This is a genomic window from Erwinia sorbitola (assembly GCF_009738185.1).
In the GTDB taxonomy this organism is placed as follows: Bacteria; Pseudomonadota; Gammaproteobacteria; order Enterobacterales; family Enterobacteriaceae; genus Erwinia; species Erwinia sorbitola.
Window position 1 is genome coordinate 282101 of the sequence record NZ_CP046509.1, and the last position, 24326, is coordinate 306426.

Below are 24326 nucleotides of genomic sequence, written 5' to 3' on the forward strand. Positions count from 1 at the left end.
GTCATACTGCCAGCGCCGCGCCAGCACCGGGCGAAGGGCCGGCCTGCCGCCTGCCGCCGGCAGTTTTCGCCGTGATGCGCCCCGCAGCATCGTACTCCGTCCGCTCCGTCAGCGCCCCCAGGGTTCGCTCCGTCTCACGGTGCAGCCGGTCGCGCGCGTATTCCGCCAGCGTGTGCCGCTCCCCCCCGTGCAGGAACTCGCTCTGGAGCAGGTGTCCGCTGCCGTAGCGGCAGTGCAGCAGCCGGCTCCCGTCCGGGTAGGCGGTGCTGACGAGGCTGCCGCCGGCGTCATACCCGTACCGGTACTGCCCCCCGTGGTTACGCTCCCCGGCCAGCTGCCCCGCGGCGTCAAAGTCAAAGGAGACCGTCCGGTACTCAGGCGGCTGCCCCGCGGACAGCGCCGCCCGGCAGGCGGCCTGCCCGGCATGCCGGATGTGCAGCGAGCCCGGCCGGTACTCATATTCGGTACGGCAGTCCGCCCCCTCCCGCCGCACCAGACGCCCGGCCCTGTCGCGCACCAGGGTGGTGCACAGCTCGCCGCCCTGCGTCCCCAGCAGCCTCTCTTTCACCACCGCCCCCAGCCGGTTACGGGTCAGCTCCCGCACCGTGCCGTCCGGACGAACCTCGCGCATCAGCCCGTCCAGCGCGCTGTAAGCAAACCGGAAGGGCTCGCCCTTCTCATTGTACAGCGCGCTCAGGCGGCCAAAATTATCATACTCAAAGCGCACCCGCTTTCCGTCCTCCCGCCGCTCCGTCACCTGCCCCCGCGCGTTATAGCGGTAGCGCACCCGGGTTTCCCCGTCCCCGCTGATGCACTCCGGCAGCCCGGAGGCCGCGTAGCGGTACTCCCGCACGCCCCCTCCGGCAAACCGCTGCGTCAGCAGCCGCCCCGCGGGGGAAAACGTCAGGCGCTCCGTCTGGTGCAGGGCGTTCTGGATAAGGCTGAGTTGCCCGTAGTCATCATATATAAACCGCGTCACGCTGCCGGTGCAGTCGGTCCGGTTCAGCAGCCGGCCGCTGGCGCTGTAGCGGTAGTGCGTCTCGTTGTTTCCCGGGTCGCGCCGGCAGATGCAGTGGCCCGCGTCGTCCCGGACGAACAGCGTTTCCCCGCCGCCGGGGTCAGTCTGCGCCACCAGATCCCCCCGGTCGTTATACCGGTAACGCCAGGTGCCGCCGTCAGGCATCACCCGCACCAGCGGAAAGGCAAAGTCCTCATGCCACCGGGTATGGGTTTTCTGCCCCTCCGGATCGGTGGTGTGCGTCAGATTGCCGCTGAGGTCATACTCCAGCGTCCACGCATTATTATCCGGGTCGGTCACCCGGGTTAACCTGTCCGCCTCGCTCCATTCGAACGTCCAGACGTTGTCGAGCTCGTCAACATAGCCGGTGATCAGGGCGTTCGGCCCCAGCGGCGGTAGCTGCTCCCTTTCCCCTCCACCGTGACCTCCACCTGGCTGAAGGCGAGGTCATACTCCAGCCGCACCGACTCCAGCAGGCTGTCGCCGTCCAGCAGCGTATGCTCAGTCACCCGGTAGTGCGCAGGCTCGCCGCCCCGCTCAGGGAACAGCGTGTAGCGATAGCGCGCCGCCAGCCCGGTGGCATAGGCGTGGCCGGTCATCAGCCCGTGCTCAGGATCCCAGGCGTAGCGGCGGGTGGTCACGTGGTCGGCGTCACTCACCCGGATCAGCTCCCCGGCATCGCCGTAGTGATACTGCACCAGCAGCCTTTCCGCCTCCTCCTCCCCGCGCCGGATAACCTGCGTCACCCGGATCAGACGATCCCGCTCCGGCTCATAGCTGAGGTTCACCCGCAGTTCCTGCCGGTCTCCGGCTATCTGCCGCAGCCGGCCCTGCGCGTCATACAGGTATTCCAGGCCGTTCTCATGGCGATCCAGCTCGCAGCGCAGGCGGAAGTGGCCGGGCCGGAGGGGGTGGTCTTCAAACAGGCAGAACTCACCGGCGGCGGTCTGCAGCAGGAACTGATTGTGCACGCTGCGCCACAGGGTAAAGCCCTCGTCAACGTAGCGGACGCTCATGCCCTCCGGCACCACGCCCAGGCCGAGCTCGCGGCCGGAGCGATCCCGGTAGTAAAGGGCCTCCTCGCCGTTTTCATCGCGGATCTCAAGCGAGACGTCGGACGGCAGGCTCCAGCCTTTTCCCAGCGCACCCCGGCGGGAGTTCCCGCTGTGATACATCCGCTGCCAGAGCAGGGGGACGGGCCCCTCCAGCACAAAATCCAGCTCCGCATCGCCCGCCAGGATTTTGCTGCCGGTGGCATAGTCCACGGGATGCTCTGAGGACATCATGCGCGACACCGCCTCCCCGACGGCCGCGAAGCCCACGGCGGTCACCGCCGTCACGAGCGCCTCTTTCACGAAGCTGCATGCGGTGGTTTTGATACAGGTCATGATGGCCTGGCGGCCCGCCGCGACGAGGCCCACGGCGAGGCCCCCGGCAATCTCACCGGCCGCGGCGGCAAACGGGTTTTTACCGCTGCGGATGTCGCGTACCACCACGCTGTCCCCGCCGATGCGGACTTTGCCGCCCGTCTGCACCGGCGCAATCCTGGCCTCGCAGGTGCTGCGGTCGTCCGTACGGCAGGCGGGCTGGCTGTTGATCTGCACCCGCTTTGCCCCCTCGGCAAGATAGGGGCCGCCGTCGTTAAAATGCCATTTGGTGCAGATAATCCTGTCCAGGTTCGCCGGGGAGGAGGCCGGATGCGCGCCGGCCACCACCGGCGACAGGATGCTGCTGCCGGCCGAGGCCAGAAAGCCGGGCTTCGCGGCGCTGTCGTCACCGGCGCGGCCGCCGGCCGGCGGCATTCCCTCCCGGCTGACGGCCTTCACCGCCGCGGCGGCGGCGTTCAGCGGGATAAGCGGGCCGGCGTCCGCCGCCATCTGTAGCAGGGTTAATCCCCTGCGGAAAATGCCCTCGGCTATCCGGGCCGCCCGGCCCCCGGAGGGGGCTTCCGCGTCCGGGGCGGCCTGGCTTAACAGCGCGTCACGCTGAATTTTGCCTGCGGCGCGCGCGGCGGGGAGCGCCCTGATGCGGACGGTGGCGGAGCCGGATACAATGCGGGCATCTTCCGAAGGCGGGAACCAGCCGGCGACCGTGTCGGCCACGGCATCCACCGCTTCACCAAACACAAAGCCGACGGCGACGCCCACGGCGGCCCCGACCAGCAGTGAGGCGGGAAACGTGACGGCCATGGCGGCGCAGGCGACCGCCCCGGCGGCGGCATAGATGGCCCCCTTCACCACGCCGGACACAAAATCAGCGAGGAGCGAGGTGTGCAGCAGGACGTCCGTTTCCCGGGCGGCTAAATATTTAGCGTCACTCATGGCCCGCCCCCGTTAATTTCCTCCACTTCAGGCTCTGTTCTGGTTCCCGGCCGGGCACCGTGCCCTGCCCGCCGGACGCCTGCTCCGGCGCCTGCGGCTGCGGCTGCGGCTGCCTGCCGGTATGCTCAATGCTCAACAGCTCCGCGCCCGCCAGGCTGACGTTGAGCTGAAACGGGGTGGAAAAACGCTCTTTCAGGGTAAAATGGATCACCGCCAGGGCGTCCGGTGACAGACCCGCAGGGGTAAGCGTAAATTGCAGACCGCCGGGAGACCTGCCAGCGAACGCGGCAGGATTATTTGAATTATCAGAAAACATCTTTTTTCCTTCCTGGAAATTAACGCGCAGGCTCCGCCTGCTGCGTCAGCTGGTGATTACAGCTGAGTCAAATAGTGAGAAAATCGCATATACCCTGCCAGCATTTCTTGTTAATAACCAGCCTGTTAGCGCTGTGGCCGTGTCGAAAGGCCGATTCTGTGACCGCGATCGACCAGTGGCTGATAATCAGTGACGGGAGCGGGTATTTATATAAGAGGGAAAAATGTAGGGCGGGAAGAGTCATTACTGAGATGATTTAGTGGCCTGAGACACGCCGGAAAGTTATAAAAAATATAACCAGTGCGTGCCTCATTCCACAGATATCCTCCCCGGCTTACACTAGCGTATCCGTGCGTTTAAACCCGGCCATTATCACGTTCTCCGGATTTAAGTCGGAAACGTGTCAACGCTATTCAGGACGGGTCAGCCAATAAAAAAAGCCCCCCGCGCCAGAGCGCCCGGGGGGCTTTTTTATGCCGCCAGATTACTTCAGCTGGAGGGTATTGATAATGCTTTCTGCTTCGGTCTGCGCCTGCTGCTGATTGTCAGCTGGCAGCGTGATCTGCAAGGTCATTAGCTTGCCATCTACTTTGCCCAGAACCACAGAAGACCAGGAAGATTGATTATTGGCAGAGATCACGGTGTCCAGCTGCTGTAGCTGCTGGCCTTTGACGGTAATCGCTTTGTTGGTCACCACCTGAAGTTGAGCATCGCGATTACGCTGCTGTGCTTCCAGGCGGTTAGCCAGAACGTCCAGCCCTTCGTTAGTGCTTTCACCATCAATCACGATGATGGCTTTCTGGCCTGACTCATCCGCATAGACGTGCATATTGTTTGCCTGGGTGCCGAGCTTACCGCTCTTATCAGACATACCTGCCGGCAGGGTGAAACTCAGTTTGCCATCCATCAGAGTGACATTCTGGCTGGACTGGCTGCTGCTGACGCCATTGTCGTCGGCGGCGGCTTTTTCATCTTTTTTGCCATCACAGGCAGCCAGCCCGGCTACCAGTACAGCGATTCCGGCATATTTCAGTAAATTACGCATCAGGGTCCCTTTTCACATTGTTCGCGTGGCGTTTTAAGGCATTCATACAAACGTATTCAGCGGCTAAAAGCAACTTCTTACCCGTCTTACTTTAAGCAGCAGCCGCGATGGCTGGTGCTGCAACCCCCGGCTACATCGTTACCGATGCTTCAGGGCTTGCAGCCTTGCGGCAATTCGAATGACCGGGCAGGGCGATTAAATGCAGCTTAACCGAAGTTAACCCGTGCGCTATTGGATTTCTCTGCTAAACGCTTTAACGCTGCATTCAGCAGTACGCCATACGCAGGCAGGAAGAACACCATACAGATGAGCACCTTAAAGCTGTAATCGACCATAGCGATCTCAACCCAGTGGCTCGCCATAAACGGATCCGGGCTTTTATAGAAGGCGATAAAGAAGAAGGCCAGCGTATCGCTGATATTACCGAGAAACATCGCTGCTGCCGGAGCCATCCACCAGGCTGCTTTCTGGCGCAGGCGGTTGAACACGTGGATATCGAGGATCTGGCCGAGCGCATAGGCCATAAAGCTGGCACAGGCGATGCGGGCAACAAACAGATTCATCTGTTCCAGCGCCGCGAAGCCCTGCCATTCGCCCTGATAGAACAGCGCAGAGATAGCATAGGAGATAAACAGCGCAGGGATCATAACTGCCAGGATAATGCGTCGTGCCAGCGGGGCACCAAAAATACGCACGGTCAGGTCAGTTGCCAGGAAGATAAACGGGAAGCTGAACGCGCCCCAGGTGGTATGCAGGCCAAAAAATGCTACCGGCAGCTGCACCAGGTAGTTACTGGAGGTGATCACCAGCAGATGGAAAAGGGAGAGCCAGACCAGCGCATGGGTGCGCTGACGCGTAGAAAAAGCGATCATGATTGTAAGCCTTTTTAGATTGGGGTGAGGGAACCCATGAATATTTGTGTCTATTTCGCCCAGGCGAATTCGGCGCATATTACCGTTTTGACCTGCTAATGCAATGGTTAATTTTAGCGCAAACGTTATCGTTGCAGGCAATCCTTGCACGTGCAACCACCGGCGCTAAAATAGACGGCGTCCGCCCTACAATTACTGAGAATCTTATGAGCGACCTTTTCGCCAATCCCGACCAGACCCTTGATGCGCTCGGCCTGCGTTGCCCGGAACCGGTTATGATGGTGCGCAAGACCGTGCGCCATATGCAGGAGGGTGAAACCCTGTTGATCATCGCCGACGACCCGGCCACCACGCGTGATATCCCCGGTTTTTGCCGTTTTATGGAACATACGCTGGTGGCACAAAACACCGATGTGATGCCGTTTAAGTTTTTGCTGAAGAAAGGGATGTAAGCAGCGGGCCGGGCATGCCCGACCCTACGCAACCGGAATGCTGGCTTCGGTTTTAATTGCACAACCAGCCCATATCCGTAGGGGCGAGGCATGCCTCGCCCGGATTATTTCTTCCGCAGCAGCCGCAGTGCATTAGCAGTTACTAACGCTGTAGCGCCTGAATCTGCAAGCACTGCCAGCCATAGCCCGGTAATACCCAATAGCGTGGTCACCAGGAAGATCCCTTTCAGCCCCAGCGCCAGCGCCACGTTCTGGCGGATATTGGCGTGGGTGGCGCGCGACAGTCGAATCATCGTCGCCAGCCCGTTAAGGCGGTTATGGGTCAGCGCCGCATCGGCAGTTTCCAGCGCAACATCGCTCCCGCTGCCCATTGCAATACCGATGGTGGCCGCCTTCATGGCCGGGGCATCATTAATTCCGTCACCCACCATCGCCACTGGATGCTGCTGGTTAAGCTCGCTAATGGCTGCCACTTTATCTTCCGGCAGCAGGCCTGCGCGATAGTCAATATTCAGCTCTGAGGCGATGGATGCGGCCGCACGCGGATTATCGCCTGTCAGCATAACCGACTGAATACCCAGTGCTTTCAGTTCATCCAGTGCCGCTCTGGCATCGGCTCGCAGCGTATCGCGCAGTGCTATGATCCCCATCAGCTGCTGGCCGTCATGCATCAGCACCACGGTATTGCCCGCACTTTCCAGTTTTTCCACTCGTTCACGTTCCGGAGCCAGCAGGTCACCTGGCAGTTTTGACGGTGAACTGATAGTCAGTAAGCGTCCACTAACCTTTGCTTCCACACCGCTGCCCGCCAGCGCCCGCTGTGAGTCGGTCGGGGGCAGCTGTAGCTCGCGCGTGGTGGCCGCTGCAACAATAGCCAAAGCCAGCGGATGGGAGGAACCCTGTTCAATCGCGGCAGCATTTGCCAGTAGCTGGTTTTCATCCATCCCGGCCAGCGGCAGGATAGCGGTAACCTGGGGTTTGCCCTCGGTCAGGGTGCCGGTTTTATCAAAGGCCACTGTGCGCACGCTGCCCAGACTTTCCAGCGCAGCACCGCCTTTTATCAGGGCACCGTGTCGTGCCGCAGCGGCCAGACCGGACGTGATCGCCGCCGGAGTAGAGATGACCAGCGCGCAAGGGCAACCGATCAGCAGCAGCGTTAAGCCTTTATAGATCCACGGCTGCCATTCAGCCCCCAGCAGCAGCGGTGGCACCAGCACGACTGCCAGCGCCAGCGCGATGATTGCCGGCGTATAGATTCGGCTGAAACGGTCGAGGAAGCGTTCGATCGGTGCGCGCCGCTCTTCGGCTTCTTCAATCAGGTGAAGAATACGGTCGATGGCGCTTTTACCGGGTTCAGACACCACTTCAAGCTGTACCAGTCGATCGACGCTCAGGCAGCCTGCGGCAATGGTCTCATTTTTCTGGCGCTCAACCGGTACCGACTCTCCGGTAAGGGCGCTCTCATCAAAACTGGCGAATGCAGAGAGCAGCCTGGCATCGGTGGGAAGACGGGAACCAGCGGCTACCTCAATGACATCACCGGGGCGCAGATCGTTGACCGCCACGCTCTCACGCTGGCCCGATCGCAGGCGCAGTGCGGTGTCCGGCTTTAGCGCCATCAGGGCCGTCACCCCTTTACGCGCACGTCCGGCAGCAAATGACTCCAGCCGCTCTCCCAGCATAAACAGCAACAGCACCATTGCCGCTTCGGCAGTGGCACCAATAAACAGCGCGCCAAGCGCGGCGACGGTCATCAGGGTCTCAATGCTGAACGGCGATCCGCTGCGCATCAGACGCAGCGCACTGCGGCCAATTGGCCAGACGCCAAACAGCGTCGTCAGAGTAAATGCCAGGGTGCCGGCCGGATGATTCATACTGTTCAGCAGCCAGCTTGCAGCCATCATCACTGCCAGTACGATCAGGCTGAGATTCTCCTGCCAGAAACTCTTCCCGGCTTTTGCGGGGGCGGGGGCGTCACTACGACGCAGCTGGAAACCTGCAAGGACTACCGCCTGCTCTATCTCATTACGTATATCGCTACTGGCATCGACCAGCAGTTTTTCGCTGGAAAATATCACGCGCGCCTGGCTGACTTCAGGGAGTTTTTTGACGGCGGTTTCGACCTTGCGTGCGCAGCTCGGACAATCCATTCCGGCGATCTGCCAGCTGAAGCTTACTGCACCTGTGCCCCTGTCGGCCTCATCATCGGGATCTGGCCCCGAACAGCAGGTACTCTCTTCACAGCAGGGCGCTTCAACGCTGACGGCGCTGATAGAAGTGATTTTTTGAATGACAGGACGTGGGTGAATGCTACATCCGTGTGGCTTACTGGCGTGGTGGTGACCACAGCTGCATGAAGAGTGTTGATGCATAACGCCTCCTGACGAGTATTGGCGGACACAGCTGCCCGCCGATACTTATCTTACACTCTGGAGTGGACTCCAGAGTCAAGCGTTAGTGCCGATTAGAGCCACAAAGCGCGTACGATCATAAAGTGGCCACCAAAATAACAGGCAGCGATAATTGCACTGTCAGCGCGGAAACGGTGGCGATAATGGCTGACCAGCCAGACAATATTACCCAGCAACAGCAGCATAGCGCCGACCATCAGGGTCAGTGTTTCATCGGTCGGCAGCACAAAGTAGCGCTCTGTCGCCAGCCACACCATTAGCAACGCCATACCGAAAAAGGTGCTGACAGGCCAGCGTAGCTCCTCCAGCCGGTTCCAGACCGTAGCTATCACGACGGCTCCGATAATTAACAGCATCAGAGGAACAGGCCAGAATATACTCAGCGTCATCTCGCTGGCGAAATAGAGGGTATAGAGCAGGTGCGACAGGAAAAAGGCACCGATGGCGTACAGCATACGTTTATTGGGCAGCAGCGTCAGTGCATCGCCAACCAGCGTTGCCAGCACACCCAGCAGAATCAGGTAGTCTGTGGTTTTCAGCACCGGAGCCTGCCATGCCCAGGCCAGCAGCAGAAGCATAGTAACCGGTTTAAACACCCAGCGTTGCCACTGCGGACCGCGATAGGATGCATCGACATACAGCCAGCCGGAGAAAAGAACTGCAAGGAAAGACCAGATCATAGATAGATTGTCCCTGTATAGATTAAAATGATGCAACCTCATCCCCAGTCTAGGATAAGGGGGGGCAATGTGACAATGAGAGGTCTCCGGTTGTATCCTGTTGCGCACTCGATGCACACTCTCACTTTGTTACCTCCGGGAGGATGAAGAAAATATGAAGCCCCCTCTGATCTTTTTTATCGTACTGGCTGTGATTGCCATCCTTGCTACCCGCCAGTTTATTAAACAGCGGCGTGAGGTGGCGGTGAATGATGCCTCGCCGGTACGTACCCTGATCGTCGAAGTCAAATCAAAGCGGGAATACCTCGCCCCGAACCGTCGTTCACGCCAGCGCGAACATATTCCGGTGGAAGATATGCGCTATGAAGCATGGTTCCATCCGTTAAACAATGCGGGTGACTTTAAGCTGGAGCTGAACGCCGGGGACTATCATCAGATGGATAAGGGCAGCAAAGGCGAGTTGAAGATAAAAGGAACGCGCTTTATCAGCTTTGTGCCCGAGGGGGCCGCTTCGTCATGATGCGATGCCGGAAAGCGGGATTTTCCGGCATAAGACGGCAGGGCAAGTTAAGCGAAATAGCCCGTTACTGCTTAGGAAAGTTCTTCTTTTGCCAGGCCAGAAGCTCAAAAACACCGAAAAAGAATATTTTGACCTGCATCAGGCCGCTGAGTTTTTCCGCGCCTTTTGGCTGGGTGGTGCGCATCAGCACCAGCTGTAAACCATGCATGATTACCATGAAAAACAGGGCGACGTTTACAAAGTAAGTCAGCGGTTTTGGAAATGGCTGGATCACATTTAGTAGCAAAAATGCCCAGACAAACAGCATCAGCACTCGGCCTGCATTAATCAGCATCGGAAATCTCCTTATCAGTGCTGTGACGGATATAGAGGCGATAAGCCACCTGGCCTGCGATTTTTTCACGGTGCAGCTGCCAGTTTACCGGAACGGGGGGGATGCCGTGCTCCACTTCACTTTCAACATACACCAGTGCGCCATCACTCAGCCAGCCATTACTCTCCAGTAAGCTGGCGGTTTGTTCCAGCAGCCCCTTACGAAATGGTGGGTCAATAAATACCAGCTGATGCTCATCTCCTTTCTGCGCCAGAAATTGCAGGGTATTGGTGTTCACCACGCGCCCGCCTTTTGCTCCCAGAGTAGCAAGATTTTTTTCCAGCTGTTGAGCAACCGGGCGTTCCAGCTCCAGCAGTGTGGCGCTGGCAGCATGGCGCGACAGCGCCTCCAGACCAAGTGCGCCGCTGCCTGCAAAGCAGTCGAGGCATTTTGCCTGCTGAATATCAGCCGCCAGCCAGTTGAACAGGGTTTCGCGCACCCGGTCAGTGGTCGGGCGCAGGCCCGCGCTGTCAGGAACCGGCAGCTTACGGCCGCGCCATTGCCCACCAATAATACGTATTTGCCCGGCTGCGCCGCTGCGGGGTTTCTTATTCATCTTGCTGAACTCTTAATAATTTGTTGCATAGTTTAACGGGCTAACGGGGTGGAGGAAACGTAAAAAGGGTGCTGTGATGCGCTCTGTAGAAAGTGTTAGACTAATAAATTAATTAACAGATTAATTTTCGTACCGGAAACGGAACAGTTTTCCCGCGAGGAGTGTGGTTGCACCATGGCAAAGAATAAAAAACGTGGCTTTTTTTCCTGGCTTGGTCTGGGGCGTGAAGAACAGACACCACAGGAAGAAATAAAAGAAACGTTACCACCGCAGCCCTCTGCTGATACGCCTGCGGAAACGACACCAGTCACTGAGCCTGCACCGCAAAATAATCATGAAGCCGAGGCTGCCGCCCGTGCCGAAGCCGAAGCTGCCGCCCGTGCTGAAGCCGAAGCTGCCGCCCGCGCTGAAGCCGAAGCTGCCGCCCGTGCCGAAGCCGAAGCTGCTGCCCGCGCTGAAGCCGAAGCTGCCGCCCGCGCTGAATCCGAAGCTGCCACCCGCGCCGAAGCCGAAGCTGCCGCCCGTGCCGAAGCCGAAGCTGCCGCCCGTGCCGAAGCCGAAGCTGCTGCCCGCGCTGAAGCCGAAGCTGTCGCCCGTGCCGAAGCCGAAGCTGCCGCCCGTGCCGAAGCCGAAGCTGCCGCCCGTGCCGAAGCCGAAGCTGCTGCCCGCGCTGAAGCCGAAGCTGCTGCCCGCGCTGAAGCCGAAGCTGCTGCCCGCGCTGAATCCGAAGCTGCCGCCCGCGCCGAAGCCGAAGCTGCCGCCCGCGCCGAAGCCGAAGCTGCCGCCCGCGCTGAAGCCGAAGCTGCCGCCCGCGCTGAAGCCGAAGCTGCCGCCCGCGCTGAAGCCGAAGCTGTCGCCCGTGCTGAAGCTGAAGCAGAGCTGGAAGCCGCTGCACTGGCCGCTGAAATGGTTGAAGAAGAACCACAGCAGGTAGTTGAGCAGGTGCGCCCCAGCAAAGAAGGGTTCTTTGCTCGCCTGAAACGCAGCCTGGTCAAAACCCGTGAAAATCTTGGATCCGGCTTTATTGGCCTGTTCCGGGGCAAAAAAATTGACGACGATCTGTTTGAAGAGCTGGAAGAGCAGCTGTTGATAGCCGACGTTGGCGTGGATACCACGCGCCGCATTATCGCCAGCCTGACGGCACACGCCAGCCGTAAGCAGTTACGTGATGCTGAAGCGCTGTACGGTTTGCTGAAAAGCGAAATGGCGGAAATTCTTGCTAAGGTTGAATCACCGCTGGATGTCAGTGGTAAAACCCCGTTTGTTATTCTGATGGTGGGTGTTAATGGCGTGGGTAAAACCACCACCATCGGCAAGCTGGCACGACAGTTCCAGGCAGAAGGCAAATCAGTGATGCTGGCCGCAGGGGATACCTTCCGTGCCGCTGCTGTTGAGCAGTTACAGGTGTGGGGTGAGCGCAATAATATCCCGGTGGTGGCGCAGCATACCGGCGCAGATTCCGCCTCGGTGATTTTTGACGCTATCCAGGCAGCAAAGGCGCGCCATGTTGATGTGCTGATCGCCGATACGGCCGGGCGTTTACAGAACAAATCGCATCTGATGGAAGAGCTGAAAAAAATCACCCGCGTAATGAAGAAACTCGACGACCAGGCGCCGCATGAGGTGATGCTGACGATTGATGCCAGCACCGGCCAGAATGCGATCAGCCAGACTAAACTGTTCCACGAGGCCGTTGGCCTCACCGGGATTACCCTGACCAAACTGGACGGTACGGCAAAAGGTGGGGTGATCTTCTCGGTGGCGGATCAGTTCAACATTCCGATTCGCTATATCGGCGTTGGTGAAGGTATTGAAGATTTACGGTCGTTTAAGGCTGACGATTTCATAGAGGCACTTTTTGCCCGAGAGGACTAAATTAGGATGATTCGCTTTGAAGAAGTCAGTAAGGCTTATCTCGGCGGTCGGCAAGCGCTACAGGGGGCAGATTTCCATCTGCGTCCTGGCGAAATGGCGTTTCTGACCGGACATTCCGGGGCGGGGAAAAGTACCTTGCTGAAGCTGATCTGTGGCATTGAGCGCCCGAGTGCCGGGCACATCTGGTTTGGCGGTCACGACATCAGCCGTCTGAAAAGCCGGGAAGTCCCGTTTCTGCGCCGTCAGATCGGGATGATCTTCCAGGATCACCATTTGCTGATGGATCGCTCGGTGTATGACAACGTGGCGATCCCGCTGATTATCAGCGGTGCCAGCGGTGAGGATATTCGCCGTCGCGTTTCAGCTGCGCTGGATAAAGTCGGCCTGCTCGACAAAGCAAAAAGTTTTCCGATACAGCTGTCCGGCGGTGAACAACAGCGCGTGGGAATTGCCCGTGCGGTAGTGAATAAACCTGCGGTGCTGCTGGCGGATGAGCCAACCGGGAACCTCGATGAGGCGCTGTCAGAAGATATTCTGCGCCTGTTTGAAGAGTTTAACCGCGTGGGCGTCACCGTGCTGATGGCGACCCATGATATGGGGCTGATTAGCAGCCGGAACTATCGGCTGATGACGCTAAACCAGGGACGTCTGCACGGAGGTCATCGTGGCCAATAAACGTAATCCCCGTCCGGCTGCTGCCAAAGCGGTGAAGCAGAAAATGCCATCGAAAAGCAAAGCGCTGAAAGGGGGATGGCAGGAGCAGTGGCGTTATGCCATGCATGGCTCGCTCTCTGATATGTGGCGTCAGCCGCTGGCAACCCTGCTGACGGTGATGGTGATCGCTATCTCTCTGACCTTGCCAAGCGTCTGCTATATGGTGTGGAAAAACGTCAGCCAGGCGGCGGATCAGTGGTATCCCGCGCCGCAGCTGACGGTTTATCTCAGCAAAACGCTGGATGATGATGCAGCCGAAAATGTAGTCGCGCAGCTGAAAAAAGAAGAGGGCGTCGACAAAGTTAACTATCTGTCGCGTGAAGAGGCGCTGGGTGAATTCCGTAACTGGTCCGGCTTTGGCGGTGCCATGGATATGCTGGAGCAGAACCCGCTGCCAGCGGTAGCGATAATCACGCCGAAACTCAATTTCCAGAATTCAGGGACCATGGACAACCTGCGTGAACGCGTGTCGAAAGTGCAGGGCATTGATGAAGTGAAGATGGATGACAGCTGGTTTGCCCGCCTGGCGGCGCTGACCGGGCTGGTGGGGCAGGTTGCGGCAATGATTGGCATTCTGATGATTGTGGCGGTGTTCCTGGTGATTGGTAACAGCGTACGCCTCAGCATCTTTGCCCGGCGCGACACCATCAATGTACAAAAGCTGATTGGTGCCACCGATGGCTTTATTCTGCGTCCCTTCCTTTACGGAGGGGCACTGCTGGGCTTCTGTGGTGCGCTGCTTTCGCTGGTGCTGTCGGAAGTCCTGGTGCTGCGTCTGGAGTCGGTTGTGACGCAGGTTGCTGCCGTGTTTGGCACCACATTTGGTCTGCACGGGTTGGCATGGGATGAAAGCCTGCTGCTGCTGCTAATTGCCGCGATGATCGGCTGGGTTGCCGCCTGGCTGGCAACGGTACAACATTTACGCCGATTTACTCCGCAGTAACCCCTTTACACGTTTTTTTGATATAATCTTCCTCTGCTGCGTGAGAGTTTACCGCAGAGGAAGTTCATCAACCTGTCACTTCCCCCTGCGATTCTGTTCTTCTCATGCGCGCTGCTGTGTGCAAAATATCCGCAATTTTGATGGAACTCGCGGATAAATTTTGTGTCGTAGTAGGTGGATTTTGATCTCATAGCTTCGCACAGATTGCTTTCGATCTTTGCTGGCAATTCGCGTAGTGTAGTCAGCGCGTCATGGATTGGCGCTGTCACCACGCTTAACACAGAGAGGATTTGAATGACCAAAGAAATGCAAACTTTAGCTATTGCTCCTTTAGGCAACCTGGATGCATATATCCGGGCAGCTAATGCCTGGCCTATGCTGACGGCAGAAGAGGAAAAAGCGTTGGCTGAACAGCTGCATTACCAGGGCGATCTGGAAGCAGCTAAAACGCTGATCCTGTCTCACCTGCGCTTTGTCGTTCATGTTGCTCGTAACTACTCTGGTTACGGCCTGCCGCAGGCTGACCTGATTCAGGAAGGTAACATCGGCCTGATGAAAGCTGTGCGCCGTTTTAACCCGGAAGTGGGTGTGCGCCTGGTCTCCTTTGCTGTGCACTGGATCAAAGCCGAAATCCACGAATACGTCCTGCGTAACTGGCGTATCGTGAAGGTTGCCACCACTAAAGCGCAGCGTAAGCTGTTCTTTAACCTGCGCAAAGCCAAGCAGCGTTTAGGCTGGTTTAACCAGGAAGAGGTTGAAATGGTGGCGCGTGAACTGGGCGTCAGCAGTAAAGACGTGCTGGAAATGGAATCACGCATGGCAGCGCAGGATATGACCTTTGACCCAACGCCGGATGACGAAGGTGAAGGGCGTTCAATGGCGCCGATGCTCTACCTGCAAGACAAATCTTCTGACTTTGCTAACGGCATTGAGGAAGATAACTGGGACGATCACGCGGCGGATAAGCTGAGTGATGCGATGCAGGGGCTGGATGAACGTAGTCAGCATATTATCCGCGCTCGCTGGCTGGACGATGACAACAAAACCACGTTGCAGGAGCTGGCCAACCAGTACGGCGTTTCAGCTGAACGTGTACGTCAGCTTGAGAAGAACGCGATGAAGAAACTGCGTCTGGCGATTGAAGCCTGATAGCATCTGGTGTTGGAGTTGGCACTTCTGCGGCTCCTGCACAAGAAACCGTTCCCGGGTGAATCTTGCCCCATAAGTTGGACGGTTTATCTCAGGCGACTATCCTGGCCTGGGTTCGGTACATTACCGAACCCAGGCCTTTTAGTTTCTGCCTTGTTTTTATCACTAATATATTCCCTATATTTATTCTGCATTTCTTACCGCTATTTTTAATTTAATTCATTTTATTCTTAATTTCCCGTTAGGTTTTTTACGAAAAGATCCTTTTAAAGCATTAATTCACCATTGTGGTGAAATATTGTGCTAAATTCTTAATGCTTCATAATTATGTTTTTTAATAGTGCATTATTTCTGGCGAGGATAATACTACTCCTCAAGGATAGATGGCTGAGAAACGATGCCTGCATTTTAATTTGACAGGTTTATTGTGCAGTTAAGGAAGATATGATGGTTGATGAAATTATTACTGTTCAAGAAGACGCGGGTTTTAAAAAAGAGAAAGTAAGCTATAAAAATGATTACTTAACCGCTGTCAGCGCCAGAATTGAAGAATTTGTTCGTAATGGGAAAATGGATCTTATTGAAAGAGAGTTTCATTCGCCTGCTACTACTTCTGCGGAAGTTAGCCTCAGTCGTTATAGTACAGAATCACCCGCTGAAAAAAAACAGGTTCTCCATCTGGGGTCTTATAATTATTCTGGCCTTAATGGACACCCTGAAATTATCAATGCATCCATTGATGCCATAAAAAAATATGGAACGACGTCAAGCGGTGTCAGGCTTCTGAATGGTACTAATGATTTACATATTGAGCTTGAAAAACGCCTCGCGGATTTTCTGGGAATGGAAGAAGCTATCACCGTCTCTTCTGGCTATGCTGCCAACCTGGCGGTGCTGGGAACGCTCTGTCAGGCGGGGGATATTGTCCTGACGGATATGCTCAATCATCAGTCCATTGTCGATGGATTAAAATTGAGTGGTGCAAAGGTCATTCCTTATCGACACTGCTCATTAAAAAGTATTGAAACAACACTTAAAAACTATCGTCATGTGACAAGGAAGTTCCTTGTGACTGATGGTGTTTTTAGCATGGATGGAAATTTTGCTCCATTAGTTGGAATCGTTGAACTTTGTGAGCGCTACGGTGTAAAAATTATCGTTGATGATGCTCATGGCACCGGACATGTCGGCCCATTTGGCAAAGGCGTATGTGAGAAGCTGGGCGTCACTGAAAAGATAGATATTATAATTGGAAGTATGAGTAAAGGTCTGCCTGGTATTGGTGGTTTTATTGCAACCAATAGCGAAACAGCAAATATACTCAGGGCTGCTGCCAATCCTTATATATTCTCTGCATCTATCCCGCCTGCGGTATCAGCCTCTGTTATAGAAGCAATAAAAATTCTGGAAAGTAATCCTGAAATATCCAGAATTCTGGAAGAAAAAACATATTATTTTTCTGATAAGTTGCGAAATCTAGGTTTCGATCTTTTAAATACAGAAAGCAGTATCATTCCAATATTAGGTCGCGACGAAGATAAAGTATTTGAAATGACTCGTCTGCTGTTTGAAAAGGGCGTGTATGTCAATCCTGTGGGTTATCCTGCCGTGGCGAAGTCACGGGCGAGAATCAGGATCAATCTTTGTTCCAGCCTCACCTATAAAGAGCTGGATTACTGCATTGATGCGATTGCCTGCGCCGGAAAAACGGTCGGTGTGATTTAACCGCAGATCACAGAGGCGGTCACGCCACCTCTAAAACAGGCATACGTTTGGCTGGCGCGCGGCAGGCAGTAGTTTAATTATGTTTCGACCACTCCCCCTCTTGATGAGTAAACCCGGCCGCCTGCATAAAGGCGGCTATCACATCAGCAGAAGATGTGCCGTCCTGGGCAATCGTCCAGCGCTGCGTATCAGGATTTTGTGCCAGCACCTCCTCCACCAGGTAAAGCCCCACACCCCGCCTGCGTGTCACTTCACGCACTTCCAGCAATGACATGCGTCCTTCATCAGCGTTGATCTCTACTCTGACAGCCGCCAGCAATCGCTCGTTGAAGCGCGCCGCATAGAGCCGGTGCTGTTCATCAAGATCGGCTTCCAGCGTCCCGGTATCAGCCTGAGGCCAGATTTTTTTTATATCACTGCGATCCTGCTGCGAGAGGTGTTGCAGGCGGATGATAGTCAGTTTCATCGGAATAACCCGTACGTGAGAAAGGCATATTGTAGCGAAGTTGACCATACTATAACGTGTTAGTTTTTCTGTACAAAAACGAGGCGATCTGTCGCTACATTCGGTCGTTAACCGAGTAAATCATTATTACACCGTTTCCAGGCCAGCATAAAACCCTGGTAATCTGGCTAAAACGCCATCGTTCATGTCAGTGGATTGTCCTGTTGTACCTGCCATTTACTGGATATGTCAGTTGATTTACAGCAGAATATTCCTGTTTAATAACCTGAAATTTAAAGCCTTATTCATAAAAACTGCCGGTAATCACTCTAACTCGTTCTTAGTTAAGCGTTTATCGCTGATTCCACGGCAAATAATAAAATAGCAACCACAACAGATGGGGTAGTTCGGATGAAAATGAGTAAAGGTAGTGCGTTCCTGGCGGGCTGTATCGCCCTGGCAATGAGTCATGCGGCAATCGCCAAAGACATCAAAGTGGCGATTGTTGGTGCTATGTCCGGCCCGGTCGCACAGTACGGCGATATGGAGTTCACCGGTGCCAAGCAGGCGATTGCTGATATCAATGCTAAAGGCGGCGTAAACGGCAATAAACTGGTTGGCGTTGAATATGATGATGCCTGCGATCCTAAGCAGGCGGTGGCCGTGGCCAACAAAGTGATCAACGACGGTATCCGTTATGTGATTGGCCACCTGTGCTCATCATCTACTCAGCCAGCGTCAGATATTTATGAAGATGAAGGCGTGCTGATGATCACCCCGGCAGCCACCGCTCCAGACCTGACTACCCGTGGCTACAAACTGATTATGCGTACTACCGGCCTGGATTCCGACCAGGGCCCTACCGCAGCAAAATATATTCTGAGTGAGATCAAACCGCAGCGTATCGCCGTGGTTCATGACAAGCAGCAGTATGGCGAAGGCCTGGCGCGTTCCGTGCAGGAGAGCCTGAAAAAATCTGGCGGTAACGTGGTGCTGTTTGAAGGTGTGACCGCCGGAGATAAAGACTTCTCTACGCTGGTTGCCCGCCTGAAGAAAGAAAACGTCGATTTCGTTTATTTCGGTGGTTACTACCCTGAGATGGGCCAGATCTTACGCCAGGCTCGTGCTGCCGGTCTGAAAACCAAGTTTATGGGCCCGGAAGGTGTGGGTAACTCCTCACTGTCTAACATCGCGGGTACGGCATCTGAAGGGATGCTGGTAACACTGCCTAAACGTTACGATCAGGTGCCTGCCAACAAACCTGTTGTTGACGCGCTGAAAGCGAAGAAACTCGACTCTACAGGCCCGTTTGTCTGGACAACCTATGCCGCATTACAGTCACTGACTGCCGGTATGGAGCGCAGCAAGAGCGAAGAACCTGAAGCTATCGTGAAAAATCTGAAGGAAGGCGCAGCGGTACCAACCGTAATGGGCGACCTGAACTGGGATGAGAAGGGCGATCTGAAAGGCTTCGAGTTTGGCATTTTCACATGGCACGCTGACGGCTCTTCAACCGCTGTTAAATGATGCAGGCTGCGGGCCAGGGGTGCCTGGCTCCTACGGAATAACGGTGATCGGTGGGCTGGCTCACTTATCTCCGTAGGGGCCGGGCATGCCCGGCCCTTTGTCGTTTTCATCCACCTGGTTCTGCTGTAGGTGGATTCGTAAGGTATTAAGGTATGTCCGAGCAGTTTCTCTACTTCCTGCAACAAATGTTCAACGGCGTCACGTTGGGCAGTACCTATGCGCTGATCGCCATCGGTTACACCATGGTGTACGGCATTATCGGCATGATTAACTTTGCCCACGGCGAAGTGTATATGATCGGCAGCTACGTCTCGTTTATCGTCATCGCTGCGCTGATGATGGTGGGTATTGATGTCAGCTGGCTGCTGATTGGCTCTGGCTTTGTTGTGGCAGTGGTCATCGCTTCCTGCTACGGCTGGAGCATTGAGCGCGTTGCCTACCGGCCGGTGCGCTCCTCGAAACGTCTGATCGCGCTGATTTCGGCGATCGGCATGTCAATCTTCCTGCAAAACTACGTCAGCCTGACCCAGGGCTCGCGCGATCTCGCGCTGCCAAGTCTGGTAACGGGTCAGTGGACGCTGGGTGAAAGCAATGGCTTCGCCGCGACTATTTCCACCATGCAGATGGTGATCTGGGGCGTAACGTTCCTCTCAATGCTGGCGCTGACGCTGTTTATTCGCTATTCACGTATGGGTCGCGCCTGCCGCGCCTGTGCGGAAGACTTGAAAATGGCCAGCCTGCTGGGCATTAATACCGACCGTGTGATCTCCCTGACCTTTGTGATTGGTGCGGCAATGGCGGCGGTAGCTGGCGTGCTGCTGGGCCAGTTCTACGGCGTGATCAACCCCTACATCGGCTTTATGGCCGGAATGAAAGCCTTCACCGCAGCGGTGCTGGGTGGCATCGGTAGTATTCCTGGCGCGATGCTCGGTGGCCTGATTCTGGGGATTGCAGAGGCGCTGACCTCGGCCTATCTCAGTACTGAATACAAAGACGTGGTGTCATTTGCCCTGTTGATTGTGGTGCTGCTGGTGATGCCTACCGGCATCCTTGGCCGTCCGGAGGTTGAGAAAGTATGAAGAAGCTCAACCTGCTTAACGCCATTGTCTCGGCGCTGATGCTGCTGGTTCTGGCGGCATTCTTTATGGGGATGCGCCTCAATCTTGACGGAACTCATCTGGTGGTGCATAACGCCGGAGAAGTGCGCTGGAACTGGATAGCTCTGGGCTGTGGCGTGGTGTTTCTGTTCCAGCTGCTGCGCCCGCTGTTGCAGAGTGGCCTGAAAAAAGTCTCCGGCCCGTCGCTGGTATTACCGGGCATTGATGGCTCTACCGTGAAGCAAAAGCTGTTTCTGCTGGTGCTGATCGTTGCGGCAGCCGTGTGGCCGTTCCTGGTGTCACGCGGCACGGTGGATATTGCCACCCTGACGCTGATTTACGTCATGCTGGGCCTTGGCCTTAACGTGGTGGTGGGGCTGTCGGGCCTGCTGGTGCTGGGGTATGGCGGTTTCTATGCCATCGGTGCCTATACCTTTGCGCTGCTTAACCACTATTACGGACTGGGCTTCTGGCAGAGTCTGCCGCTGGCAGGTCTGGTGGCGGCGGCATTTGGCCTGCTGCTCGGCTTCCCGGTGCTGCGTCTGCGCGGTGACTATCTGGCGATTGTGACTCTCGGCTTTGGCGAGATCGTGCGTATCCTGCTGCTGAATAACACCGAAATTACCGGCGGCCCGAATGGCATCAGCCAGATCCCGAAACCCTCCTTCTTTGGTCTGGAATTTAACCGCAGCGTGCGCGACGGTGGATGGGATACCTTCCATAACTTCTTTGGCCTGAAATACGATCCAAGCGATCGCATTATCTTCCTGTATATGGTGGCGCTGCTGCTGGTAGTGATTACGCTGTTTGTTATCAACCGCCTGCTGCGTATGCCGCTGGGTCGTGCCTGGGAAGCGCTGCGTGAAGATGAGATTGCCTGCCGCTCGCTGGGCCTCAGCCCGACGCGTATCAAACTGACGGCGTTCACCATCAGCGCCGCTTTTGCCGGGTTCGCCGGTAGCCTGTTTGCAGCCCGTCAGGGCTTTGTCAGCCCGGAATCCTTCACGTTTGCCGAGTCGGCATTTGTGCTGGCGATTGTGGTATTGGGCGGGATGGGCTCGCAGTTTGCGGTGATTCTGGCGGCTATCCTGCTGGTGGTATCACGGGAGCTGATGCGCGATCTGAACGAGTACAGCATGCTGGTTCTCGGCGGCTTAATGGTATTGATGATGATCTGGCGTCCGCAGGGGCTGTTGCCGATGAAGCGCCCGCATCTGAAGTTGAAAAATGCGGAAAAAGGAGATCAGGCATGACTCAGCCTTTGTTAGCCGTCAATGGCCTGATGATGCGCTTCGGCGGCCTGCTGGCCGTCAACAATGTTGAACTGGAGCTGCACCCGCAGGAGATTGTTTCACTGATCGGCCCGAACGGTGCCGGTAAAACCACGGTATTTAACTGTCTGACCGGTTTCTATCGTCCAACCGGCGGCTCTATCAAGCTGGGTGATAAGCAGCTGGCGGGTCTTCCCGGGCAGAAGATTGCGCGGATGGGCATTGTGCGTACCTTCCAGCACGTGCGTCTGTTCCGTGAAATGACGGTCATTGAAAACCTGCTGGTTGCTCAACATCAGCACCTGAAAAGCGGCGTATTTTCTGGCCTGCTGAAAACCCCGGCTTTCCGCAAAGCAGAGAGTGAAGCGCTCGATCGCGCCGCCTCCTGGCTGGATCGCGTAGGATTACTGGAACTGGCTAATCGTCAGGCTGGTAACCTTGCCTACGGGCAGCAGCGCCGTCTTGAGATTGCCCGCTGTATGGTGACGCGCCCGGAAATTCTGATGCTGGATGAACCGGCGGCCGGTCTGAACCCGAAAGAAACCCATGAGCTGGATGAGCTGATTGCCGAACTGCGCAACCAGCACAACGTCTCGGTACTGCTGATTGAACATGATATGAAACTGGTGATGGGTATTTCTGACCGCATCTACGTGGTTAACCAGGGGACACCGCTGGCTAACGGTACGCCGGACGAGATCCGCAATAATCCGGACGTGATCCGCGCCTACCTGGGGGAGGCATAATATGAGTCAGGCAATGCTTTCCCTGAATAACATCAGCGCGCATTACGGTAAAATCCAGGCGCTGCATAACGTCAGTCTGCATATCAATCAGGGTGAGATTGTTACCCTGATCGGTGCTAATGGCGCAGGTAAAACTACTATTCTCGGTACGCTGTGCGGTGAGCCACGAGCGACCTCCGGGTCGGTGATCTTCGACGGTAAAGAGATCACCGACTGGCAGACGGCGCGTATTATGCGTGAAGCGATTGCCATTGTACCGGAAGGGCGTCGCGTCTTTTCGCGCATGACGGTGGATGAGAATCTGGCGATGGGCGGTTTCTTTGCCGAGCGTCAGCAGTATCAGCAGCGTATCAAGCGGGTGTATGAGCTGTTTCCGCGCCTGTATGAGCGCCGTGTGCAGCGTGCAGGCACCATGTCAGGCGGTGAGCAGCAGATGCTGGCTATTGGTCGTGCACTGATGAGCCAGCCGCGCCTGCTGCTGCTGGATGAGCCATCCCTGGGCCTGGCCCCGATCATTATCCAGCAGATTTTCGACACCATCGAGCAGCTGCGTCAGGAAGGTATGACGATTTTCCTCGTCGAGCAGAATGCTAACCAGGCGCTGAAGCTTGCTGACCGTGGCTATGTGCTCGAAAACGGTCATGTGGTGCTGGAAGATACCGGTGATGCTTTGCTGGCCAATGAAGCCGTCAGAAGCGCGTATTTAGGCGGTTAATATCCGGGGCGGGCTTGCCCGCCCCTACGAACTTCCCCGTGTGAGGCATGCTTCGTCCGCTATCCATGTTGTACTACCGGCCGTCACCTCGCTGTCACTTTTTCGTCATAACTCCGTTATTTTTCTGTCATTTTCGCATGTCATGTTACCTCCCGACTAAAAGAATGCGCGAAATCGCGCCTTACAACACCGGGTACAGGAAACCGACATGTCATCAATCGCATTCCGTCATACCGCACTTAGCGTAGTACTGGGGCTGACCCTTAGCGCCAATGCTCTGGCCGCTACCGAGATCCCGTTCTGGCACTCAATGGAAGGTGCGCTGGGCGAAGAGGTTAACTCGCTGGCGACCCGCTTTAATGCAGAGCACCCTGACTATAAAATCGTACCGACCTACAAAGGCAACTACGAGCAGAGCATGTCAGCGGGTATTGCCGCCATTCGCTCTGGCAAAGCGCCAGCGATTTTGCAGGTATACGAAGTCGGTACGGCGACAATGATGGCATCGAAAGCAATTGTTCCGGTCAATGAAGTGTTTAAAAACGCCGGTATTGCGATGGATCCGCAGCAGTTTGTGCCGGCGGTGGCGGGTTACTACAGCGATTCGACAGGCCAGCTGATCTCCCAGCCGTTTAACAGCTCCACCCCGGTGCTGTACTACAACAAAGATGCTTTCAAAAAGGCCGGCCTCGACCCTGAGCAGCCGCCAAAAACCTGGCAGGATCTGGCGACCTATTCAGCTGCGCTGCGTAAAGCGGGCATGAGCTGTGGCTACGCCAGCGGCTGGCAGGGCTGGATCCAGATTGAGAACTTCAGCGCCTGGCATGCTCTGCCGGTCGCCACTAAAAATAACGGCTTCGACGGCACTGATGCGGTACTGGAATTCAATAAACCGACCCAGGTTCGCCATATTGCCCTGCTGGAAGAGATGAATAAGAAGGGGGATTTCACCTACTTCGGGCGTAAAGATGAGTCCACCGCCAAGTTCTATAACGGCGACTGCGCTATCACTACCGCGTCTTCCGGTTCGCTGGCCGATATTCGTAGCCACGCCAAATTCAACTACGGCGTGGGCATGATGCCGTACGATGCAACCGTGCCGAATGCACCGCAGAACGCCATTATCGGCGGTGCCAGCCTGTGGGTGATGAAAAACAAGGATGCCGCAACTTACAAAGGCGTGGCCGAATTTATGCAGTTCCTGGCGAAACCAGAGATCGCCGCAGAATGGCATCAGAAAACGGGCTACCTGCCGATTACCACTGCCGCCTATGAGCTGACCAAACAGCAGGGCTTCTACGACAAGAACCCGGGGGCGGATATCGCCACTCGCCAGATGCTGAACAAAGACCCGCTGCCGTTCACCAAAGGGATGCGCCTGGGCAATATGCCGCAGATTCGTACCATCGTGGATGAGGAGCTGGAAGGCGTCTGGACCGGCAAGAAAACCCCGCAGGCGGCCCTGGACAGCGCCGTTGAGCGTGGTAATCAGCTGCTGCGTCGTTTCGAACAACAGAGCAAAAAATAGTAGCCGTCAGGCGGGCGATCCCCGCCT

The 24326-nt window shown here is 56.1% G+C and carries 23 protein-coding genes; 13 read left to right on the plus strand and 10 right to left on the minus strand.

Annotated features, from left to right (window positions below):
• Position 1: 1 nt before the first annotated feature.
• The 5 genes from GN242_RS01195 to GN242_RS01215 all read right to left on the minus strand — a co-directional run bounded on the left by GN242_RS01195 (position 2) and on the right by GN242_RS01215 (position 5572).
• Entirely contained in the window at positions 2 to 1408 is a 1407-nt protein-coding gene (locus GN242_RS01195) for a hypothetical protein (RefSeq protein ID WP_309547470.1), read from the minus strand.
• Positions 1390 to 3339 carry a DUF6531 domain-containing protein gene (locus GN242_RS01200; RefSeq protein ID WP_156286796.1) on the minus strand — a complete coding sequence of 650 codons (1950 nt, stop codon included), beginning with the start codon at positions 3337 to 3339 and terminating at the stop codon, positions 1390 to 1392. Before GN242_RS01200 ends, GN242_RS01195 begins: the two co-directional genes overlap by 19 nt.
• Complete coding sequence (locus GN242_RS01205; RefSeq protein WP_156286797.1) at positions 3332 to 3655, minus strand: hypothetical protein; 324 nt, start codon at positions 3653 to 3655, stop codon at positions 3332 to 3334. Before GN242_RS01205 ends, GN242_RS01200 begins: the two co-directional genes overlap by 8 nt.
• 484 nt (positions 3656 to 4139) lie before the next feature.
• Positions 4140 to 4700: a DcrB family lipoprotein gene (locus tag GN242_RS01210; protein ID WP_154754324.1), complete on the minus strand. Its 561-nt coding sequence runs from the start codon at positions 4698 to 4700 to the stop codon at positions 4140 to 4142.
• A 206-nt stretch (positions 4701 to 4906) separates the two neighbouring features.
• Positions 4907 to 5572: a 7-cyano-7-deazaguanine/7-aminomethyl-7-deazaguanine transporter gene (locus GN242_RS01215; RefSeq protein WP_156286798.1), complete on the minus strand. Its 666-nt coding sequence runs from the start codon at positions 5570 to 5572 to the stop codon at positions 4907 to 4909.
• Positions 5573 to 5778: 206 nt separating this feature from the next.
• On the opposite strand from GN242_RS01215, the gene tusA reads away from it, so the two are divergent.
• On the plus strand, positions 5779 to 6024 hold the full coding sequence (gene tusA, locus GN242_RS01220; protein WP_154754326.1) for a sulfurtransferase TusA: 246 nt from the start codon (positions 5779 to 5781) through the stop codon (positions 6022 to 6024).
• 104 nt (positions 6025 to 6128) lie between these two features.
• Here the strand turns inward: tusA and GN242_RS01225 are convergent, their stop codons facing one another.
• On the minus strand, positions 6129 to 8396 hold the full coding sequence (locus GN242_RS01225; RefSeq protein WP_154754327.1) for a zinc/cadmium/mercury/lead-transporting ATPase: 2268 nt from the start codon (positions 8394 to 8396) through the stop codon (positions 6129 to 6131).
• A 92-nt stretch (positions 8397 to 8488) separates the two neighbouring features.
• Positions 8489 to 9115, minus strand: coding sequence for a lysoplasmalogenase (locus GN242_RS01230; protein WP_154754328.1), 627 nt, complete (start codon positions 9113 to 9115; stop codon positions 8489 to 8491).
• Positions 9116 to 9269: 154 nt separating this feature from the next.
• Between GN242_RS01230 and GN242_RS01235 the strand changes: the two genes are divergently transcribed.
• Positions 9270 to 9635, plus strand: a complete 366-nt coding sequence (locus tag GN242_RS01235; RefSeq protein WP_154754329.1) for a DUF2500 domain-containing protein — start codon at positions 9270 to 9272, stop codon at positions 9633 to 9635.
• 64 nt (positions 9636 to 9699) lie between these two features.
• Here the strand turns inward: GN242_RS01235 and GN242_RS01240 are convergent, their stop codons facing one another.
• Together GN242_RS01240 and rsmD are read right to left on the minus strand one after the other, a co-directional pair.
• On the minus strand, positions 9700 to 9969 hold the full coding sequence (locus GN242_RS01240) for a DUF1145 family protein (protein ID WP_154754330.1): 270 nt from the start codon (positions 9967 to 9969) through the stop codon (positions 9700 to 9702).
• Entirely contained in the window at positions 9959 to 10564 is a 606-nt protein-coding gene (rsmD, locus tag GN242_RS01245) for a 16S rRNA (guanine(966)-N(2))-methyltransferase (protein WP_154754331.1), read from the minus strand. Before rsmD ends, GN242_RS01240 begins: the two co-directional genes overlap by 11 nt.
• Positions 10565 to 10738: 174 nt before the next feature.
• Here rsmD and ftsY point away from each other — a divergent pair, with 174 nt between their 5' ends.
• The 5 genes from ftsY to GN242_RS01270 all read left to right on the plus strand — a co-directional run bounded on the left by ftsY (position 10739) and on the right by GN242_RS01270 (position 16970).
• Positions 10739 to 12439 carry a signal recognition particle-docking protein FtsY gene (ftsY, locus tag GN242_RS01250; protein ID WP_156286799.1) on the plus strand — a complete coding sequence of 567 codons (1701 nt, stop codon included), beginning with the start codon at positions 10739 to 10741 and terminating at the stop codon, positions 12437 to 12439.
• Between the two features lie 6 nt (positions 12440 to 12445).
• Complete coding sequence (gene ftsE, locus GN242_RS01255; protein WP_154754333.1) at positions 12446 to 13114, plus strand: cell division ATP-binding protein FtsE; 669 nt, start codon at positions 12446 to 12448, stop codon at positions 13112 to 13114.
• Entirely contained in the window at positions 13104 to 14096 is a 993-nt protein-coding gene (gene ftsX, locus GN242_RS01260; RefSeq protein ID WP_156286800.1) for a permease-like cell division protein FtsX, read from the plus strand. The genes ftsE and ftsX overlap by 11 nt, the downstream gene beginning before the upstream one ends.
• A gap of 294 nt (positions 14097 to 14390) precedes the next feature.
• Positions 14391 to 15245, plus strand: coding sequence for an RNA polymerase sigma factor RpoH (gene rpoH, locus GN242_RS01265; RefSeq protein WP_154754334.1), 855 nt, complete (start codon positions 14391 to 14393; stop codon positions 15243 to 15245).
• A gap of 444 nt (positions 15246 to 15689) precedes the next feature.
• Positions 15690 to 16970 (plus strand): aminotransferase class I/II-fold pyridoxal phosphate-dependent enzyme, encoded by a 1281-nt coding sequence (locus GN242_RS01270; protein WP_156286801.1) that lies wholly within the window; start codon positions 15690 to 15692, stop codon positions 16968 to 16970.
• A gap of 73 nt (positions 16971 to 17043) precedes the next feature.
• Here GN242_RS01270 and panM read toward each other — a convergent pair whose 3' ends face one another.
• A complete protein-coding gene (gene panM / locus GN242_RS01275) occupies positions 17044 to 17436 on the minus strand; it encodes an aspartate 1-decarboxylase autocleavage activator PanM (protein WP_156286802.1) in 393 nt (130 codons plus the stop codon).
• Positions 17437 to 17826: 390 nt separating this feature from the next.
• Between panM and GN242_RS01280 the strand changes: the two genes are divergently transcribed.
• From GN242_RS01280 to ugpB, 6 genes are all read left to right on the plus strand, one after another.
• Entirely contained in the window at positions 17827 to 18942 is a 1116-nt protein-coding gene (locus GN242_RS01280; protein WP_156286803.1) for a branched-chain amino acid ABC transporter substrate-binding protein, read from the plus strand.
• A 152-nt stretch (positions 18943 to 19094) separates the two neighbouring features.
• Positions 19095 to 20021, plus strand: coding sequence for a high-affinity branched-chain amino acid ABC transporter permease LivH (gene livH, locus GN242_RS01285; protein ID WP_154754338.1), 927 nt, complete (start codon positions 19095 to 19097; stop codon positions 20019 to 20021).
• Complete coding sequence (locus GN242_RS01290) at positions 20018 to 21292, plus strand: high-affinity branched-chain amino acid ABC transporter permease LivM (protein WP_154754339.1); 1275 nt, start codon at positions 20018 to 20020, stop codon at positions 21290 to 21292. The genes livH and GN242_RS01290 overlap by 4 nt, the downstream gene beginning before the upstream one ends.
• On the plus strand, positions 21289 to 22056 hold the full coding sequence (livG, locus tag GN242_RS01295) for a high-affinity branched-chain amino acid ABC transporter ATP-binding protein LivG (protein WP_154754340.1): 768 nt from the start codon (positions 21289 to 21291) through the stop codon (positions 22054 to 22056). The genes GN242_RS01290 and livG overlap by 4 nt, the downstream gene beginning before the upstream one ends.
• Before the next feature lies 1 nt (position 22057).
• Complete coding sequence (livF, locus tag GN242_RS01300; protein WP_154754341.1) at positions 22058 to 22771, plus strand: high-affinity branched-chain amino acid ABC transporter ATP-binding protein LivF; 714 nt, start codon at positions 22058 to 22060, stop codon at positions 22769 to 22771.
• Between the two features lie 208 nt (positions 22772 to 22979).
• The gene (gene ugpB / locus GN242_RS01305) at positions 22980 to 24299 is read left to right on the plus strand and encodes a sn-glycerol-3-phosphate ABC transporter substrate-binding protein UgpB (RefSeq protein WP_156286804.1); all 1320 of its coding nucleotides are present in this window, start codon (positions 22980 to 22982) and stop codon (positions 24297 to 24299) included.
• The last annotated feature ends 27 nt before the right edge of the window (positions 24300 to 24326 follow it).